General features: G+C 63.4%; 19 protein-coding genes. 12 read left to right on the top strand and 7 right to left on the bottom strand.

What is annotated here, in order from left to right:
* The first annotated feature begins 8 nt into the window (after window positions 1-8).
* From G5V65_RS00965 to G5V65_RS00925, 9 genes are read left to right on the top strand one after another with little or no spacing between them, the layout of a single operon-like run.
* Complete coding sequence (locus tag G5V65_RS00965; protein WP_165046549.1) at window positions 9-845, top strand: phytanoyl-CoA dioxygenase family protein; 837 nt, start codon at window positions 9-11, stop codon at window positions 843-845.
* Window positions 773-1,999 (top strand): class I SAM-dependent methyltransferase, encoded by a 1,227-nt coding sequence (locus tag G5V65_RS00960; RefSeq protein WP_165046548.1) that lies wholly within the window; start codon window positions 773-775, stop codon window positions 1,997-1,999. Before G5V65_RS00965 ends, G5V65_RS00960 begins: the two co-directional genes overlap by 73 nt.
* Window positions 2,000-2,021: 22 nt before the next feature.
* The gene (locus G5V65_RS00955; protein WP_206526610.1) at window positions 2,022-2,744 is read left to right on the top strand and encodes a class I SAM-dependent methyltransferase; all 723 of its coding nucleotides are present in this window, start codon (window positions 2,022-2,024) and stop codon (window positions 2,742-2,744) included.
* A complete protein-coding gene (locus G5V65_RS00950) occupies window positions 2,737-3,729 on the top strand; it encodes an ATP-grasp domain-containing protein (RefSeq protein WP_165046547.1) in 993 nt (330 codons plus the stop codon). The genes G5V65_RS00955 and G5V65_RS00950 overlap by 8 nt, the downstream gene beginning before the upstream one ends.
* The gene (locus tag G5V65_RS00945) at window positions 3,710-4,399 is read left to right on the top strand and encodes a metallophosphoesterase family protein (protein ID WP_165046546.1); all 690 of its coding nucleotides are present in this window, start codon (window positions 3,710-3,712) and stop codon (window positions 4,397-4,399) included. The genes G5V65_RS00950 and G5V65_RS00945 overlap by 20 nt, the downstream gene beginning before the upstream one ends.
* Window positions 4,400-4,433: 34 nt before the next feature.
* Complete coding sequence (gmd, locus tag G5V65_RS00940) at window positions 4,434-5,552, top strand: GDP-mannose 4,6-dehydratase (RefSeq protein WP_165046545.1); 1,119 nt, start codon at window positions 4,434-4,436, stop codon at window positions 5,550-5,552.
* Window positions 5,553-5,555: 3 nt separating this feature from the next.
* On the top strand, window positions 5,556-6,296 hold the full coding sequence (locus tag G5V65_RS00935; protein WP_165046544.1) for an FkbM family methyltransferase: 741 nt from the start codon (window positions 5,556-5,558) through the stop codon (window positions 6,294-6,296).
* 23 nt (window positions 6,297-6,319) lie between these two features.
* Window positions 6,320-7,276, top strand: a complete 957-nt coding sequence (gene fcl / locus G5V65_RS00930) for a GDP-L-fucose synthase (RefSeq protein ID WP_165046543.1) — start codon at window positions 6,320-6,322, stop codon at window positions 7,274-7,276.
* 3 nt (window positions 7,277-7,279) lie between these two features.
* A complete protein-coding gene (locus tag G5V65_RS00925) occupies window positions 7,280-8,029 on the top strand; it encodes a glycosyltransferase family 25 protein (RefSeq protein ID WP_165046542.1) in 750 nt (249 codons plus the stop codon).
* Here the strand turns inward: G5V65_RS00925 and G5V65_RS00920 are convergent.
* The gene (locus tag G5V65_RS00920) at window positions 8,017-8,730 is read right to left on the bottom strand and encodes an FkbM family methyltransferase (RefSeq protein ID WP_165046541.1); all 714 of its coding nucleotides are present in this window, start codon (window positions 8,728-8,730) and stop codon (window positions 8,017-8,019) included. The two genes, G5V65_RS00925 and G5V65_RS00920, sit on opposite strands and share 13 nt — an antisense overlap.
* A 123-nt stretch (window positions 8,731-8,853) precedes the next feature.
* Here G5V65_RS00920 and G5V65_RS00915 point away from each other — a divergent pair, with 123 nt between their 5' ends.
* Both G5V65_RS00915 and G5V65_RS00910 read left to right on the top strand, forming a co-directional pair.
* The gene (locus G5V65_RS00915) at window positions 8,854-9,636 is read left to right on the top strand and encodes an FkbM family methyltransferase (protein ID WP_165046540.1); all 783 of its coding nucleotides are present in this window, start codon (window positions 8,854-8,856) and stop codon (window positions 9,634-9,636) included.
* 21 nt (window positions 9,637-9,657) lie between these two features.
* A complete protein-coding gene (locus G5V65_RS00910; RefSeq protein WP_165046539.1) occupies window positions 9,658-10,521 on the top strand; it encodes an alpha-1,2-fucosyltransferase in 864 nt (287 codons plus the stop codon).
* Here G5V65_RS00910 and G5V65_RS00905 read toward each other — a convergent pair.
* The 4 genes from G5V65_RS00905 to rpsO all read right to left on the bottom strand — a co-directional run bounded on the left by G5V65_RS00905 (window position 10,518) and on the right by rpsO (window position 15,152).
* The gene (locus G5V65_RS00905) at window positions 10,518-11,390 is read right to left on the bottom strand and encodes a glycosyltransferase family 10 domain-containing protein (RefSeq protein ID WP_165046538.1); all 873 of its coding nucleotides are present in this window, start codon (window positions 11,388-11,390) and stop codon (window positions 10,518-10,520) included. The genes G5V65_RS00910 and G5V65_RS00905 overlap by 4 nt on opposite strands.
* Window positions 11,387-12,241, bottom strand: a complete 855-nt coding sequence (locus G5V65_RS00900) for an FkbM family methyltransferase (protein ID WP_165046537.1) — start codon at window positions 12,239-12,241, stop codon at window positions 11,387-11,389. The genes G5V65_RS00905 and G5V65_RS00900 overlap by 4 nt, the downstream gene beginning before the upstream one ends.
* 128 nt (window positions 12,242-12,369) lie before the next feature.
* Window positions 12,370-14,511 (bottom strand): polyribonucleotide nucleotidyltransferase, encoded by a 2,142-nt coding sequence (pnp, locus tag G5V65_RS00895; protein ID WP_165046536.1) that lies wholly within the window; start codon window positions 14,509-14,511, stop codon window positions 12,370-12,372.
* A gap of 371 nt (window positions 14,512-14,882) precedes the next feature.
* A complete protein-coding gene (gene rpsO / locus G5V65_RS00890; RefSeq protein WP_165046535.1) occupies window positions 14,883-15,152 on the bottom strand; it encodes a 30S ribosomal protein S15 in 270 nt (89 codons plus the stop codon).
* 280 nt (window positions 15,153-15,432) lie between these two features.
* Between rpsO and G5V65_RS00885 the strand changes: the two genes are divergently transcribed.
* Window positions 15,433-16,425 (top strand): calcium-binding protein, encoded by a 993-nt coding sequence (locus G5V65_RS00885; protein ID WP_165046534.1) that lies wholly within the window; start codon window positions 15,433-15,435, stop codon window positions 16,423-16,425.
* Here G5V65_RS00885 and G5V65_RS00880 read toward each other — a convergent pair.
* A complete protein-coding gene (locus tag G5V65_RS00880) occupies window positions 16,407-17,315 on the bottom strand; it encodes an alpha/beta fold hydrolase (RefSeq protein ID WP_165046533.1) in 909 nt (302 codons plus the stop codon). The two genes, G5V65_RS00885 and G5V65_RS00880, sit on opposite strands and share 19 nt — an antisense overlap.
* On the bottom strand, window positions 17,312-17,821 hold the full coding sequence (locus G5V65_RS00875; protein ID WP_165046532.1) for a DUF1643 domain-containing protein: 510 nt from the start codon (window positions 17,819-17,821) through the stop codon (window positions 17,312-17,314). Before G5V65_RS00875 ends, G5V65_RS00880 begins: the two co-directional genes overlap by 4 nt.
* Window positions 17,822-17,899: the final 78 nt, after the last annotated feature.

The following is a 17,899-nucleotide window of genomic DNA, read 5'->3' as shown; positions in this document are numbered from 1 at the left end:
GGTGGGACATGATTGAAGACGCACAACGGGAGTTCTTCGCGAAAGAGGGCTACCTGCTGATCAAGGGCTTTTACGATTTCGACACGGACATCCTGCCGATCCTGAGGGATATTCACCGGATCATCGGACTGGTTGCCGAACGCCATGGGATCAGCCTGTCACGTGAGGAGTTTTCCCCGGAGCGGTTCGATGACGGCTATCCCACCCTGCTTGCGACGAACCGCAGGATCGCGGGTGAGGTCTATGATCTGGTGAAGCAGATCCCATCCTTTCTGCGGCTGATCTCGCATCCAAAGGCCGAGGCGCTTTTCCGTGACATCCGGGGTACGGATCACGCCGGGATTGGTGCTGCGTCCTATGGGATAAGGATCGACAATCCGAACGAAGAGAAGTTCCGATCTCATTGGCACCAGGAGTTCGTATTCCAGCCGCAGAGCATTGATGGCATCGTCTTCTGGACACCTTTGCTGCCGATAAAGCCGGATCTTGGGCCGGTCGTCATTCTGCCGCGATCCAACCTTGACGGCCTGTGTACCTATGTTCGCGGCACGACTTATGCCGAAAAGGCCGGTGCCTATCAGATTGGCATCCACGACGAAGATGCGGTTGTAGCGCGCTATGAACATGTTGCGCCACTTACCGATCCGACCGATTTGCTGATCATGGATTTCCTGACCATTCATGGCTCCGGCTATAACACTTCCGGCAGGTCGCGCTGGTCGGTGCAGGGCCGTTTCTTCAATTTCCGCGACCCGATCGGAATGAAGGTGGGTTGGCGGGCGTCGATCACGGCTGGCACCGAGGTGGAGGCGATCTTCCCCGACAATTTCGTGAGCGCAGAATGATGCAGTGGTGTAATGTCTGCGGCACAAGCCTTGGAGCGCCCATCTTTGCGGGCGAAGAGGCCGCGTCCATCACGACAATGAATGCGCTGATTGCCGGGCAGACGGCGGTTCATCTCTGTACGGTTTGCGGCCACCTGCAGACTCGCGCGCTGCCAGATCTCGAGCGCTATTATGCCGAGGAATACAGCATCAACGCCGACGGCGTGGACGATGACCAACTCTACGAGATCCGGGACGGGCGCGAGATCTATCGGTCAGAGCATCAGGCCACAATCCTGATGCAGAAGCTGGATCTGACACGACCGCTGAAGGTGCTGGATTACGGCTGCGCAAAAGGGGCGACGCTGCGGCGGGTGGTCGAGTCATGCCCCGGGGTTCAGCCCTACCTGTTCGATGTCACGGAACGATATCTGGAGTTCTGGAAGAAATTTCCCGGCGATCCAAGGTTTGCCGCGCACCATGTCGACCCGGCTTGGGCAGGAACGCTTGATGTCGTGCTGTCCTTCTATGCGCTGGAGCATATCCCGAACCTGACGGCAGCGCTTGAGGATTTCCGCAATCTGCTCCGGCCCGGCGGGACGCTATATTTCATCGTGCCAAATGTCTATCGCAACGCTGCGGACTTCATCGTCGCAGATCATGTGAACCATTTCAGTGAGAGATCACTGCAGACAATGTTGCATCGGGCCGGTTTCGGACAGGTCGAGATAGACGTCGACGCCCATGCCGCGGCCTTTGTCGTGACATGCAGAAAGGAAGATCTTGCGCAAGGGGCCGGTCCGGCTGCGCTGGCGGAGATCAGTCACGACGAGATCGCGGCACTAGTCGATTTCTGGGGGGCGGCCAAGTCGCGGATACAGGCGGCCGAAGCCGCCCTGCCAGAGGGATCGTCTGTCGCCATTTACGGGGCCGGCATCTATGGCAACTTCATCCGCACATGTCTGAAGCGGCCAGACAGGGTGGTGGCGTTCATGGATCAGAACCGCTTTCTGCATGGGCGCGTCGTGAATGGATTGCGCGTGCAGCCACCGGCAGCGATGATCGGGGTGGTAAGTGCGATCTTTGTGGGGCTCAACCCGCGTATCGCGCGGCGGGCAATGGACGAGTTGTCGCAAAGCGCCGGGCAGGAATTGCCCTGCATATTTCTTGACTGATCTTCTCGAGGGGTAACCGCCTTTGGATCTTGATGCCGTCGCCGACAAGTATCTGGCAGAACCATCTGTCGAGATCGAGAATGATCTGATCATGAACTGGTATCCGGGCCGAATTGAACGGCGGATCGGTCATGTGGGCCGGCTTCTGGAGTTGGGACTGGGTCACGGCTATACCGTTCCACATTTCGTGCCCATGGCCGACCATCATCATGTCATCGAGGGATCGCAGCGCGTCATTGATCATTTCCGCAGCAGGAACCCTTGGTACAAGGGCGAACTGGTTCAGGGTTATTTTGAGGATTATGCGCCCAGTGAGCAATTTGATGTCATCGTGATGGGCTTTGTGCTGGAGCATGTGGATGATCCGGTGGCGATCCTGCGCCGCTACCGCAGCATGCTTGCGCCGGGTGGGCGGGTTTATGTTGCCGTGCCGAATGCCAAGTCGATGAACCGCAGACTTGGCCTCGCCATGGGGATGATACCCGATATCTACGAATTGAATGCGACCGATCACAAGCTCGGGCATCAACGGAACTATTGCCGCGACACGCTGCGCCGCGATGTCGAAGCTGCTGGCTATCGGATCACCCATGAAGAGGGCATGTATCTCAAGCCACTGCCGTTGAGTGTTCTGCGCTCGCTGGACGACATGGCGGCGAATCTGCGCGCAATGATGGAGGTCGGTGTGGATTTTCCGGATCTTTGCGTGGCACTTCTGGTCGAGATCGAGAACGCTGTTGACTGAAACTGTCACTTCAACGGTTGTCGTCACCGGCATTGGCGCCTTGATCGGGCAGGGCATCGCGAGATCCCTGCGGCACATCAAGGGAATACGGATCGTCGGGGTCGATCGTCGGATCACGGATCTGGCGCGAAGCTTCTGCGACATCGCCGTGCAAAAGCCGGATATGGCCGAAACGGATCCGGCATACCTGGAGTTCTGGGCAAGGCTGGTGCAGCAGCACCGGGTTGATGTCGTGCTGCCGGGGCTGAGCGTGGATGTGGCCTTCTTGAGCAGCGTTGCACCAGATCTGCAGCGCGGTGGCTGTGCCATCATGTTGAACCGGCGCGAGTTGATTGATCTCTGCGCCGACAAGCAGATCTTCGGCGAGGCGCTTTCGGCGGCCGGCTTTCCGACGATTCCGACAATCCGGACAACCAACTGGGACGAAGCCTGCGATGCACTGGGGGCACCGCCATTCCTGCTGAAGCCCCGTCGCGGTGAAGGATCCGCAGGGATCGTGCGGCTGCAGGATGCGGGCGATCTCGACTACTGGGCGCGCAAGAGCGGCGACAACTGGATGCTGCAGCGCATCGTCGGGCGCGATGACGAAGAGTACACGGTCGGTCTTTTCGGGCAGGGCGCCGATGATCCGGTGGGGCCGATCATCTTTCGCCGGACCCTCGCACGGGCGGGGCATACGGGATTTGCGGAAGTCGTGGAAAACGAGGTGATCCGCGAGATGGCGTTGCGCATCGCCACCCATTTTGTCCCCGTTGGCCCGACCAACCTGCAGTTTCGGCTGGAGGGCGAGAACGCTTATCTCCTGGAGATCAACCCCCGCTTTTCGAGCAGTTGTTCGTTGCGCACGGCGTTCGGGTTCAACGAGGCATTGATGTCGTTGGAATACCTGCGCCACGGACGCGTTCTGACCGAAGTCCATCTGCGCGGAGGGCGGGCCTGGCGATACAATGAGGATTTCGTCCGCCATGATGGCGATCATTTCTGACATCCATGCCAATCGCGCCGCGCTGGAGGCGGTGCTGGCCGATATAGACGCGCAGGGATGCGACGAAATCCTCTGCCTTGGTGATGTGATCGGCTATAACGCCGAGCCGGAGGAATGCGTTCAGCTCTTGATGCGCCGCGGGATCCCCAACATCCTGGGCAATCACGACAGCTATATCACCACCGGTCGCAACTGCGAACGGTCACGGGTCGTCGCCGAAATCATCGACGACCATCGCAGCAGGTTGTCGGCTGAAAGTATCGACTGGCTGAAGCTGTCCCTCGGCGCCATCCGACGGGATGACGTTTTGTTCCTGCATGGTGGCCCGGAAGACCCCGTGGACCAATACATCTACGAGGTTGACGAAGCACTGTTTCCCGAGGGCGTCAGCATCCTGTTTGCCGGGCATACGCATGTCCAGTGCTGTATCCGCTTGGGGGGCAAGACGTTTTGCAACCCCGGCTCGGTCGGTCAGCCACGTGACGGGGATCCCAGAGCAGCCTATGCGATCCTGGATGGACGAGAGATCCATCTGCGGCGAGTGGCTTATGATGTAGCGCGCACCATCGAGGTGATGGACGAACGGGGATACGAACCTTACAAGAGCCGCGGTCTGGCTGTCGGGGCGCAGATCAATGGCAAGATCTCGACCATCACGGTGCGGGAGTGATCTTGGGTCGGACCGATGTCGGGAGCAGGATGGAATGAAACGCGCACTCATCACCGGGATCACCGGGCAGGACGGTTCCTATCTGGCAGAGTTTCTGCTGGAGAAGGGCTATGAGGTCCATGGGATCAAGCGGCGCGCCTCGCTGTTCAACACGGGGCGGATCGACCATATCTATCAGGATCCGCACAATCCGAACCCCAAGCTGAAGCTGCATTACGGCGATCTGACGGATACCTCGAACCTGACGCGCATCCTGCGCGAGGTGGAGCCGGACGAGGTTTACAACCTTGGCGCGCAGAGCCATGTGGCGGTGAGTTTCGAGGCCCCGGAATACACGGCGGATGTGGATGCGATCGGCACGCTGCGCCTGCTGGAGGCGATCCGCTTTCTTGGGCTGGAGAAGAAGACGCGGTTCTATCAGGCCTCTACCTCCGAGCTTTACGGGTTGGTGCAGGAGGTGCCGCAACGCGAAACCACGCCGTTCCACCCGCGCAGCCCCTATGCGGTGGCGAAGATGTATGCCTATTGGATCACGGTGAATTACCGCGAGGCCTATGGGATCTATGCCTGCAACGGCATCCTCTTCAACCATGAGAGCCCGCGGCGGGGCGAGACCTTCGTCACGCGCAAGATCACGCGGGGCTTGGCCAATATCGCGCAGGGTTTGGAAGATTGCCTCTATATGGGCAACATCGACGCGCTGCGCGATTGGGGGCATGCGAAGGATTACGTGCGGATGCAGTGGATGATGCTGCAGCAGGACGTGCCCGAAGATTTCGTCATCGCGACGGGGGTGCAGTATTCCGTGCGGGAGTTCATCCAGTGGAGTGCGGCGGAACTGGGTATCCGGCTGCGCTTCGAAGGGGCGGGCGTGGATGAGGTGGCGGTGGTGGATAGCGTCACGTCGAACCATGCGCCTGCGGTGAAGCCGGGGCAAGTGGTGCTGCGGATCGACCCGCGCTATTTCCGGCCCGCCGAGGTGGAGACATTGCTGGGCGATCCGACCAAGGCAAAGGAAAAGCTGGGTTGGACGCCGCAGATCACGGCGCAGCAGATGTGCCGCGAGATGGTGGCAGAGGATCTGAAGACCGCGCGGCGGCATCGGCTGTTGAAGGAACACGGGCTGGATCTGCCTGTGTCGCTGGAAGGGTAAGCGATGAAGGGGGCGATGCTGGCGCTGGCGGCCGGGGTGGAAAAGCTGGCCTGCAAGCTGCAGGGCAAGGGCAGCGGGTCCCATTCCATCGCGCGCGAGGTGGCGGTGCTGGCCGGACTGGCGGGCGGGGCGCCGAAGCTGGCCCTGGATATCGGCGGGAACGTCGGGGAGTATTCGGCAGGGCTGAAAGCGCGGTTTCCGGGGCTTGAGGTGCATCTGTTCGAGCCGTCCACGGTGAACATCGCCAAGCTGCAGGCGCGGTTCGGGACGGGGTCGGGCGTGACGGTGGTGCCTTTCGCCGTATCGGACAAGGCTGGCGAGGCGCCGATCTATTCCAACGCGCCGGGGTCGGGGCTGACCAGCCTTTCGATGCGGAAGCTGGACCATCTGGGTATTCCTTTCGCCGAGCAGGAGGTGATCCGCACCCTGCGGATCGAGGATTACTGGCGCGAAACGCTGGGCGGGCGGGCCATCGACCTTGTGAAGATCGACATCGAAGGGCATGAACTGGCGGCCCTTCAGGGGTTTGGGGCGGCCTTGGCCTCGGTTCGGGCGGTACAGTTCGAATTCGGCGGGGCGAATATCGACACGCGGACCTATTTCCGCGATTTCTGGTATCTGTTCACCGAGGCGGGGTTTGATCTTTATCGGATCACGCCGCTTGGCCCGCAGCGGCTGCAGCGTTATCGCGAGCGGGACGAGTTCTTTTCGACGACGAATTACGTCGCCGTGCGCCGCGCCTGAGGCGGGTGCGAAGGGAGAGACGGATGAAGGTCTATGTGGCGGGCCATCGGGGCATGGTGGGCAGCGCGATCCTGCGGAGGTTGCAGGCGCAGGGGGTGGCGACGGTCACCCGGACCCATGCCGAATTGGACCTGACGGATCAGGCGGCGGTGCGCGGTTTTCTGCAGGCCGAGCGGCCGGATGCGGTGATTTTGGCGGCGGCCAAGGTGGGGGGCATCCATGCCAACAACACCTATCCGGCCGATTTCATTTATGAAAACCTGATGATGGAATGCAACGTCATCCATCAGAGCTTTGCCGCCGGCGTGCGGCGGCTCTTGTTTCTGGGATCGTCCTGCATCTATCCGCGCGCCGTCGCGCAGCCCATGGCGGAGGAGGCGCTGCTGACGGGCGTGCTGGAACCCACGAACGAGCCCTATGCGATTGCCAAGATCGCGGGGATCAAGCTGTGCGAAAGCTATAACCGGCAGCATGGGACGGATTACCGGTCGGTCATGCCGACGAACCTTTATGGTCCGGGGGACAATTTCCATCCGGCGAACAGCCATGTGATGCCCGCGATGATGCGCCGCTTCCATGAGGCAGTGCAGGAGGGGCGGGATGAGGTGGTGGTCTGGGGCACCGGCACGCCACGACGCGAGTTCCTGCATGTGGATGATATGGCCGAGGCGAGCCTTTTCGTGATGAACCTGGATCGCGCGGTTTATGAAGCCAACACCCAGCCAATGCTGAGCCATATCAACGTTGGCACGGGTGAGGATGTCTCGATCCGCGACCTGGCCGAGTTGCTGGCCGAGGTGACGGGGTTCAAGGGCCGGCTGGTCTTTGACACGACGAAGCCTGACGGAACCCCGCGCAAGCTGATGGATGTGTCGCGTCTGGCGGCGATGGGCTGGCGGGCGCGGACGGGGCTGCGAGACGGGATCGAGGAAACCTATCGCTGGTTTCTGCAGAATTCCGACGGCCTGCGCGGGGCCTGAGCGATGCAGGCCGTGGGTTTCGTGATCCATCTGGCGCGGGCGGAAGGGCGGCGCGGGCATGTGGCAGCGCTGCAGCGGCTGTCGCCCGTGCCGGTGCAGGTGATCGACGCGGTGGATGGCGCAGCGCTGGATGAGGGGACGCTCCGCGCCGTCTATCAGCCGCATGATCTGCTGGAACCGCGCTATCCCTTTGCGATCAGCCGGGGCGAGATCGGCTGTTTCCTGAGCCATCGGAAGGCATGGCAGGCGATCATCGACAGCGGCGCCGATGCCGGGCTGGTGTTCGAGGATGACGTGGTGCTGGATGCGGATGTGTTTCCGCGCGCGGTTGAGGCGGTGCTGGGCTGGATGGGGCGGGGCGATTGGGTGGAGTTCCAGACCCGGCCCGTTGCCGGCGCGCTGATCCATGAGGCAGAGGGGTTTCGCGTCGTGGAGCCGGAAATTCCGCCTGTGCGGCTTTCGGCACAGCTGATCGGGGCCGAGGCGGCGGCGCGGATGCTGGCGGTGACAGAGCGTTTTGATCGGCCGGTGGACGGCGTGGTGCAACTGCTGGGCGTGACGGGGCAGCGGATCCTGTGCGTGGACCCTTCGGGTGTGCGCGACGATACGGCGGCGGTGGGGGGCACGACGATCCAGAAGAAGGGCGTGGCCTTGTGGGGGCAGGTCGCCAAGAGCTGGCACCGCGCCGCCTATCGCCGCGCGATCCGCGCGCATGTGGCCGAGGCGCGGGCGCGGATGGGTCAGCGCGTATAGACGGCGTTCATCATGGATCGGCGGACGCGCGTGCGACGCCTGAATCCCTTGCCCGCCAGCCAGGCATCCAGTTCGGGCAGTAGGACGCCACCTTCATACCAGGCTGTGGTCGCAACTTCGGATTCCAGCATGGTGATCCGGGACAGGAGGTCGCTCGCGCCGCGCAGACACAGAAGTTCGGCCCCCTGCACATCGAGGACCAGGATATCGACACTGTCGAGGGCGATGCCATTCTCCGGCAGAAGGCGGTCAAGGCTTCGCATGGCAAGCTGGCGCACCTTGCCGGTTTCCACGATGGCGGCATGGCGGGCATCCGCATCGGCGGCCTTGCGGAAGATGGAACTGGATTCCCCATCGTTCGAGAAGACGTGAAAATCGGTCAGCTTGCCGTCTTCGTCGCCGATCAGGGCTTCGATCACGCGATGTTCGGTGGCGGGAAAGCCAAACAGGCGCTGCAGCCATCCCTGCGGATGGCCTGGCAGGGCGGCCAGATGCTGCCGCAGGCCACGGGCCGTTTCGGGATCGGCCTCGATCCAGATCACGCGGGCGGCACCCCATTTCTGATACTCTGCCGCCTCTTGCCCGCGATGCGCCCCGACATGCACGATCGTCTTGCCCCGCAAGGTTTGCAGGCGCAGAAGGTGGTGCCGGATCAGATACATGGAAAACCTCGGGCCGATGAGCGTGGCGCCCTTTAGCATGCCACGGCGCATGGGGGCAGGCAAAAACGCCCGCTTCGGTGTTGCGATTGATGGCGGGGACTCGCCCCCATCGTCCAATGGGGGTATGTGCGGGAGGGCGGAACTGGTGATGGACGGGGCAGAATGCTGAAAAAGGTCGAGACCGCGATCAAGGATGCGTTTCGCAAGCTGGATTTGCGGGTAACTTCCTATTCCCGCTTTGACCGCCTGAAATCCTATGAGCGCGACCACGCCAGCCTTGCCTTTCTGAAGGCACTTGATCCGGCGGCGGCTGCGATGGTCTTGTCCTATCTGGACCAATCGCGCGCGCAACTGCATCAGGATCTGTTTGCATATGCGGTATCGGGTGGAAAGAAGGGCGGCTTCTTCGTGGAATTCGGAGCCACGAATGGCGAGGAGTTGAGCAATAGCTGGCTTCTGGAGAAGCAGTTCGGCTGGACCGGAATTCTGGCAGAACCGGCGCGGGTCTGGCACAGCGCCCTGCGGGCGAACCGTTCTGCGATCATCGAAACGGACTGTGTCTGGAAGACGACCGGGGACAGCCTTGAGTTTCTGGAGGTCAGCGCGGCGGTGCTGTCGACAGTTGCCGAGCATGGCGATGGCGACCTGCATCGCGGGCGCCGGAAGAATGCGACGAGCTATCAGGTGAGGACCGTCTCGCTGGCCGACATGTTGGCCCGCCATGGGGCACCGCGCGAGATCGATTTCCTGTCGATAGATACCGAAGGGTCGGAGTTCGACATCCTGCAGGCCTTCGATTTCAGCCTTTACCGTTTTGGCTGCATCGCCGTGGAACACAATTTCACCGAGAACCGCGAGCGGATCCATGCGCTGCTGACGAAGAACGGCTATCGCCGGGTTCTTGAAGAGGCGTCGCAGTTCGATGACTGGTATGTTGCGGCCTGATCGCGGATCGGGGGACGCGGCATGATCTATGTGCGCCTAGTCGGGGGGCTTGGGAACCAGTTGTTCCAGTACGCCTGCGCGCGGGCGGTGGCCTTGCGACATGGGGTGGAGGTGGTGCTGGACACGCGCGAACTGGCGCGTGGGGCGGCGCATGCGGTCTATGGGCTTGATCGGTTTGCCGTAGCGGCCCGGATCGGGGAAGGGGCGGGGTTGCCCCCCGCGCGCAGCCGGATCATCCCCTATGCGCTGTGGCGGGCCGGGCTGATGCGCCCGCGCTTTCTGCGTGAACGCGGGCTGGGGGTGAACCCCGCCGTTCTGGCCGCCCCGGATGACAGTTATCTGCACGGTTATTTCCAGAGCGAGGGCTATTTCCTCGATCAGGCGGCGGTGATCCGTGATGATCTGAGTATCCTTGTCGCGCCCGCGGGTGAAAATGCGCGCTGGCTGGACCGGATCGCTGCGGATCCGCGGGCGGTTTCGCTGCATGTGCGGCGGGGGGATTACGTGGGGTCGGTCAAGGGGGCGGCGGTGCATGGCACCTGCGACGCCGCCTATTACGCGCGGGCGGTCGAGACGATCCGCGCACGCGCCGGGATAGAGCCGCTGCTTTACGTCTTTTCCGACGATCCGGCCTGGGCGCGCGAGAATCTGCGGCCGGGGGCTGAGATGGTGGTTCTGGACCACAACGCCGCATCGGCGGCGGTGGAGGATCTGCGCCTGATGGGGGCCTGCCGGCACCATATCATCGCGAATTCCAGCTTTTCCTGGTGGGGCGCGTGGCGCAACCCGTCGCCCGACAAGGTCGTGGTGGCACCTGCGCGCTGGTTTGCCGACCCGGGGCTGAGCAACCCGGATATCTGCCCGGCAGAGTGGGTGCGGATCTAGGTGGCGTTCCGGATGATCTCGGCCGCGCGACGGTGCATATCGGCATAGTGGTCGGCAAGGCGGGCGTTTGCCTCGATGGCGGGGCGGCGGCGGTCGTAGTCTTCCGCCGAGGCATGGCGCAGGGCGGCGAGGATGTCGTCGCGCGTGGTGCATTCGATCAGGCCCGCCGGATCGAAGATCGTGCCTGCGTCCGGCGCGCCCCAATAGATGGGGACAGAGCGGCAGCGCAACGCGTCGATCAGCTTTTCGGTGATATAGGAGGGTTCGCGCGAATTCTCGATCACCACGGTATAGCGATAGGGGGCGAGGCCCTCGGTCTTGTCCTCGATCGGGCGGTAGCCGCGGCCCATGACTTCGAGCGGGAGGCCAAGGGCCCGGGCTTCGTCGATCACGGCGTGGCGCAGGCGGTGGCCTTCGTAGATGCGCTTGGCCGATGCGATGATGGAGGTCATCCGCGTCTTTTCGGCCGCGATTTCGTCGCTGGGGGCGACGAAGGAAAAGCCCGCGATGAACCTGGCCCCGTTCGGGATGGCGGCCAGCAGGCCGGAATTCTTGGTCAGCACCCGGAAGAAGCGGCGATGAAGCAGGCGGGCAAGGCGCAGATGCTTGGCATGGACGGCGTCGGGTTCCACGATCATCAGGGAAAGCCGCGCCTTGCGGCGGCCCCTGGGCGCAAGGTAGAGGCGCGTCTTGGGGTAGGTGATCAGGTGGTCGGTTGCGGCCATGTCGGCCACTGTGCCTTGGGCCAGGCGGGCCGGGCGGCCCAGCGGCCAATCCAGCCGGTCGAGCGGCAGGTTCGGCAGGCCTTCGGGCAGGCGTTCCAGATAGGGGATCACCGCGATGGCGGGTTGGTCATCGGGGGCGATCATGGGGCGAGGGCGTAAAGCGAGTTGTTCCGGTTGCGCCCCACCAGCCGATAGCCGTGGCGGGCAAAGGCGGCGGTGCAGCCGGGGTAATCGGCCTGCGGTTCGGGATGTTCGATGACGATGCGGCGCGGCCTCATCGCGGGCGGGCAGGTATCGAGGAACGGGACAAGGGCGCGGTCCTCATGGCCCTCGATGTCGATCTTCAGGCCATGGATGGCCGTGAAACCTGCCTCTGCCAGCAGAGAGGCGAGGGTGCGGATCGGCATCTCCCCGCCCGCGCTTTCCTGCACGGCGACGATGGCGACATCGTCCTTGCGGATCACCAGATCGCCGCGACCGTCGCTGTCGGAGACGGCAGCATGGATGGGGGTAAGGTTGGCAAGGCCGGTTGCCATTGCGTTCCAGTGGATGCGGGCGATCATCTTGGGATTGGCGTCGATGGAAAGGACGCGGCCCTGCGGGCGGGCAACGGCAAGGGGCAGGGAATAGAGGCCGATATTGCAGCCCAGATCGACAAAGCAGGCATCGGGCGGCGCATCATCAAGCAGGAAGTCGATATCCTGCCCGTTATAGCTGGGCACCAGCAGCAGGCCGTATTCGATGAGGTTCTGTTCGCCCCGGATGCGGTAGGCCGCGCCACGGAAGCGGATGTCCAGCGTGCCACGCCCGAGGGCCAGGATCAGGCGGGTCATCGTGCCACGGAAGACGCCGCGTTTCAGGACTGTCGCGCGGCAAAGCGCGATGAGCGCGCGTTGCAGCGGGTTCGGGGCGAAATGGCCGAAGGGAAGGGATGCATCCGCATCCTGCGTGGATTGTTCCGCCGCCGTGACCGACCGCCAGTTGCCCTGCATCATTCGCCCTTTCCTTGGCGGGTGGGGTAGCAGGTCACGCGGGCCTTGAAAACCGTGCAGCGCAGCGGGTGGCAGGAAAAGGAAAGGCCCCGGCAATACTGCCGGGGCCTTCTTGGTGCAGTCGAAGGCGATCACGCCTCGGCGTCTTCGCCCTTCTTCTCGACGATCTCTTCGCCGGTTTCCTGATCGACCATCTTCATGCCGAGCCGGACCTTGCCGCGGTCGTCGAAGCCCAGAAGCTTGACCTTCACTTCCTGGCCTTCCTTCAGCACCTCGTTCGGGTGGTTCAGGCGCTTGTTGGCGATCTGGGACACATGGACCAGACCGTCGCGCTTGCCGAAGAAGTTCACGAAGGCGCCGAAATCGACCAGCTTCACCACGCGGCCGGTGTAGATATGGCCTTCCTCGGGTTCGGCGACGATCGACCAGATCATGTCATAGGCGCGCTTGATCGCATCGGCCGAGGACGAGGCGATCTTGATGATGCCGTCATCGTTGATGTCGACCTTGGCACCCGAGGTTTCCACGATCTCGCGGATGACCTTGCCGCCCGAGCCGATCACTTCGCGGATCTTGTCGGTGGGGATCTGCAGGGTTTCGATCTTGGGCGCGTATTCGCTGAAGCCCTGCGGGGCCGACAGCGCCTTGTTCATCTCGCCCAGGATGTGCATGCGGCCGTCCTTGGCCTGTGCCAGCGCCTGTTCCATGATTTCCGGGGTGATCCCGGCAACCTTGATGTCCATCTGCAGCGAGGTAATGCCGTTTTCGGTGCCCGCAACCTTGAAGTCCATGTCGCCGAGGTGATCCTCGTCGCCGAGGATGTCGGTCAGCACGGCCCAGCGGCCATCGTCTTCGAGGATCAGGCCCATGGCCACGCCCGCGACCGGGGCTTTCAGCGGAACGCCCGCATCCATCATCGACAGCGATCCGCCGCAGACGGAGGCCATCGAGGAGGACCCGTTCGATTCCGTGATCTCCGACACCACGCGGATGGTGTAGGGGAAGTCGGTCGGTGCAGGCAGCACGGCCTGAAGCGCGCGCCATGCCAGTTTGCCGTGGCCGATCTCGCGACGTCCGGGGGAGCCCACGCGGCCCACTTCGCCCACCGAATAGGGCGGGAAGTTGTAGTGCAGCAGGAAGTTGGAGCGGCTGTTGCCGTGCAGCGCGTCGATGATCTGCTCATCCTCGCCGGTGCCAAGCGTCGTCACGACCAGCGCCTGCGTTTCACCGCGGGTGAACAGGGCCGAGCCGTGGGTGCGCGGCAGGACGCCGGTTTCCGACACGATCGGACGCACGGTCTTGTTGTCGCGCCCGTCGATGCGCGCGCCACCGTTGATGATGTCACCGCGCAGGATGGACGATTCCAGCTTCTTGATCGCCGAGCCGAGATTGATGTCGGCGTTGTCTTCTTCCGACAGCGCGGCCTTGATCGCGTCCACGGCGGCAGAGATCGCGTTGGTGCGGTCCTGCTTGTCCTTGATCGCGAAGGCGGCGCGCATCTGGGTTTCGCCGGCGGCCTTCACACGGGCGTAAAGCGCCGAGTAATCCGGGGGCGAGAAGTCGAAAGGTTCCTTCGCGGCGTCTTCGGCCAGGTCGATGATCAGGTCGATCACCGGCTGCATGGCGGCATGGCCGAACTTCACGGCGCCGAGCATCTCGGCTTCGGTCAGCTCATAGGCTTCCGATTCCACCATCATCACGGCGTCCTTGGTGCCCGCGATGACGAGGTCGAGGCGCTGGTCAGGGTTGTTCCGCAGGTTCTGCAGATCGTCGACCGACGGGTTCAGCACATATTCGCCGTTCGAGAAGCCGACGCGGGCAGCCCCGATGGGGCCCATGAAGGGCACGCCCGAAATGGTCAGCGCAGCAGAGGCCGCGATCATTGCCACGATGTCGGGTTCGTTGTGCAGGTCGTGGGACAGCACGGTCGCCATGACGAGGACTTCGTTCTTGAAGCCATCGACAAACAGCGGGCGGCAGGGACGGTCGATCAGACGCGACGTCAGCGTTTCCTTCTCAGAGGGACGCGCTTCGCGCTTGAAGAAGCCGCCTGGAATCTTGCCGGCGGCATAGTATTTTTCCTGATAATGGACGGTCAGGGGGAAGAAGTCCTGCCCCGGTTTCGCCTGCTTGGCGAATGTCACGTTGGCCATGACCGAGGTTTCGCCCAGCGTGGCGATCACGGTGCCGTCGGCCTGACGGGCAACCTTCCCGGTTTCCAGCGTGAGCGTCTCACCGCCCCACTGGATGGATTTCTTGATAACGTTGAACATCAGCGGATCCTATCTGAGGGATCACGGCCCCTGCCGGCCCCCCGTTTGCATGGCGGCCCCATTGCCGCCGCCCCCTATCCTTCGCATGTGGCCGGGGGCATGGCCTCACGTCGCAGATGGGGCGGCGCATACAGGAAAAGCGGGGGTTTGGAAAGGACGTAGTGGCCGAAGCCGGGGAAGGCGAAGTTTGACGCAAACTTCGCGCCGGTTTCTGACGCAGAAACCGGGCCCCTGCCGTCGCGCTGCGGGGGATCGGCGGAATTTGCGTCAAATTCCGCAGCGATTTCTGCGTCAGAAATCGCCCGGCCGAAAGAAGAACGCCCGCGACCATGGCGGTCGCGGGCGTTCCTGTCAGCGCGGTCTTCGCCGGATCAGCGGCGCAGGCCGAGGCGCGAGATCAGGGTCGCATAGCGGCCCTCGTCCTTGGCCTTGAGATAGTCCAGCAGCTTGCGGCGCTGGGCGACCAGCATCAGAAGGCCACGGCGCGAATGGTTGTCCTTCTTGTGGGTCTTGAAATGCTCGGTCAGCGTCGCGATGCGCGACGACAGGATCGCGACCTGCACCTCGGGCGAACCGGTGTCGCCTTCCTTGGTGGCATAGTCCTTGATCAGGCGGGCCTTTTCTTCAACGGTGATCGACATCGGATATCTCCTGTAGCCAGAGGGTGAAGGCACGAGCCGGGATGTCGTCCAGCAGGGCCGAATGAACCCGCGCGAGTCGGCTGACCGCGAAGGATGGCGGCAGTTACGGCAAAACGGCGGGAAAGGGAAGCGGGAAAGCCTGTCCCGGTTAACCAGATTGCGTATTTTCCGCTGTGACAAGGGCCTCGATGCTGGAGAAAGGGTGCGATTTCTGGCATGATCTTCCTGGGCAAGGCGTGGTGACCCTTGTTCCCGTGGGTTCTGTGTAAGGGGTGGCCTGATGTTCGGATTGCTCGGTCTGCTGGGATTTCTTGTCGCCGGAATGGCAGCGGACGCTGTTACGAACTCCGCAGAGGATGAGGACGAGGCCGATCTTCCCGAAGATGCCGCAGACGATCCCGCGCCGGATGAGGGCGCGACGGCGGACCTGATCGCGCAGACCTTTGGCGAAACCAACCCGGATGGAATGCCCATAAGCGACGACCTGCCCGATCCGGTGGACCCCGATCAGGTGATCTATGGGACATCCGGCAGTGATGTGCTGAACGGTGGTGGCGGCAATGATCTGATGCGCGGCGGCCCGTCGGGAGACCAGATGGCCGGGGGTGACGGTGCAGACCGGATACATGCCGGATCCGGCGATGACGAGGCGAGCGGCGAGGCCGGGGATGACAGGCTGCTAGGCCGGGTCGGCGATGACAGCCTGCGCGGCGATGCCGGAGATGATGTCCTGCGCGGTGGCGCGGGCGATGACTATCTGTCCGGGGGTGCGGGCGATGACCTTCTGGCAGGCGGATCGGGCGATGATTCCCTGTTGGGCGGTGATGGGAATGATGTCCAGCGGGGTGCCGCGGGTGCGGATTGGCTGGCAGGCGGCGAAGGCGACGACAGTCTGAGCGGCGGCGCAGGCAATGACACGCTGGACGGCGGCGCGGGCAATGACACGCTGGAGGGCGGGCCGGGGCAGGATTACGTGAATGCAGGCGAGGGGGATGATCTGCTGCGCCTGTCCGATGACACCTATGCCACGGGCGATGCGGGCAGGGACATATTCGAAGTCATGACCCCCGGCAGTTCGGTCATTGCCGATTACAACGCGGCAGAGGATCAGATCGTCGTCGTCTTCGAAGCGGATGCATCAGGCGAGCCGCCCGAGGTTTCATTGCAGATCGAGGGCGGGGATGCGCTGATCCTGCTCGATGGTCAGGTTCTGGCCCGGGTCAGCAATGGAGCCGGGCTGACGCTGGAGGATCTTCAACTGCGCGCGGTCTGATCGCTGCCGAAGAAGGGCAGGAATGCGTCCAGCACGGCCTGGGGGTTTTCCTCCATCACGAAATGGCCGGAGTCGCAGGACATGTCCGTCACCTGTTCCGCCCAGCGCCGCCAAATGGCGGCGGGGTCGCCCGTCCGCGCGGGGAAACCGTGCCGCCCCCACAGGAAATGCAGCGGGGCGGTGATGCGCCGGCCTGCGGCGCGGTCGGCCAGATCATGCGCGCGGTCCGTGGTCGCCCCGGCGCGGTAATCCGCGCACATGGCGTGAATACGGGCAGGATCGGTGGCTTGCAGCCGATAGGCAGCAAGCGATGCGGGCGGGAAGCAATCAAGCGATTTCGCAAGGGTCCAGCCGCGCAGGGTGTGATCCAGCCAGGCCACGGGATCGGCGGCGATCATGCGTTCCGGCACGGGGGCGGGTTGGGCGAGGAAGGTCCAGTGCCATGCCGACAGGGCAAGGTCATATCCCCAGGCATCCCAGTATTCCGCGGTGGGGGCGATCTCGATGATGCCCAAGCGCAGGACGCGCGCAGGATGATCCAGCGCCAGGCGATAGGCGACCCGCGCGCCCCGGTCATGGCCCAGGATATGCGCGGCGGGCAGGCAAAGGTGATCCATCAGGGCGAGGATGTCGGCGGCCATGCGACGTTTGGAATAGGCATCGTGGGAGGCATCGTCGGGGGGCGCATCGCTTTGGCCATAGCCGCGCAGATCGGGGATGATCACACGGAAGGCCTGCGACAGGTCGGGGGCGACCTTGGCCCAGCAAAGGCCGTTTTCGGGAAAGCCGTGCAACAGGATCAGGGGGCGGCCTGCGCCTGCCTCCTGCACCGAAAGGGTGATGCCGGGCAGGGCGATCTGGCGGCGGGTAAAGCCTGTGATGTCGGTCATGTCCACGGCTCTGGCTGCTGGTCATAGGCGATGTAGAGCGGGTGCTTCGGATGGCCGCCCTTGGACAGGCCAAGGGTGAAAAGCGGCCTGCCCGTGGCGCGCAGCAGCGATTCGACCTGCGCGCCCCTGTCCAGATGGGCGCCGTGGGTGCCCCAGGCGCAGATGATGCGGTCGGCCCAGTCCGTGGCGCTGTCGCGGATGGCGGCATCATTGCCGGGGCCGACGGGATCGGCCTGCGCGCGCATCACGCGGGGATCGGTGGCGCGATAGGCGAAGATGTTGGTGACGCGGAAAGCGCCGAAACCCAGCGCGCGGGCGCGGCGTTCGCAGCGTTCGACGGTGGGGTCGTTCTGGAATTCGGTCGCGGTGGAAGGGTTGAGCATGACGAAGAGCGCCCTGGGGCCGGACGGGTTCCAGACTCGGGTCAGCAGATAGCGATAGCCTTCGCAGGGGGAATAGACGGCGGTGCTGGCGGCATCGCCCTTCTGATGGTCGCGGGTGATCATGCGCTTTCGCCCCTTCGGTTTCGCCCTTGGCTGGCCCCCGGGGGCTTCACCCCCGGACCCCGAGGGTATTTGGGCCAA

It is taken from the genome of Paragemmobacter kunshanensis (assembly GCF_011059185.1).
Lineage (GTDB): Bacteria > Pseudomonadota > Alphaproteobacteria > Rhodobacterales > Rhodobacteraceae > Paragemmobacter > Paragemmobacter kunshanensis.
This window is presented reverse-complemented; position numbering and strand designations above follow the sequence as displayed.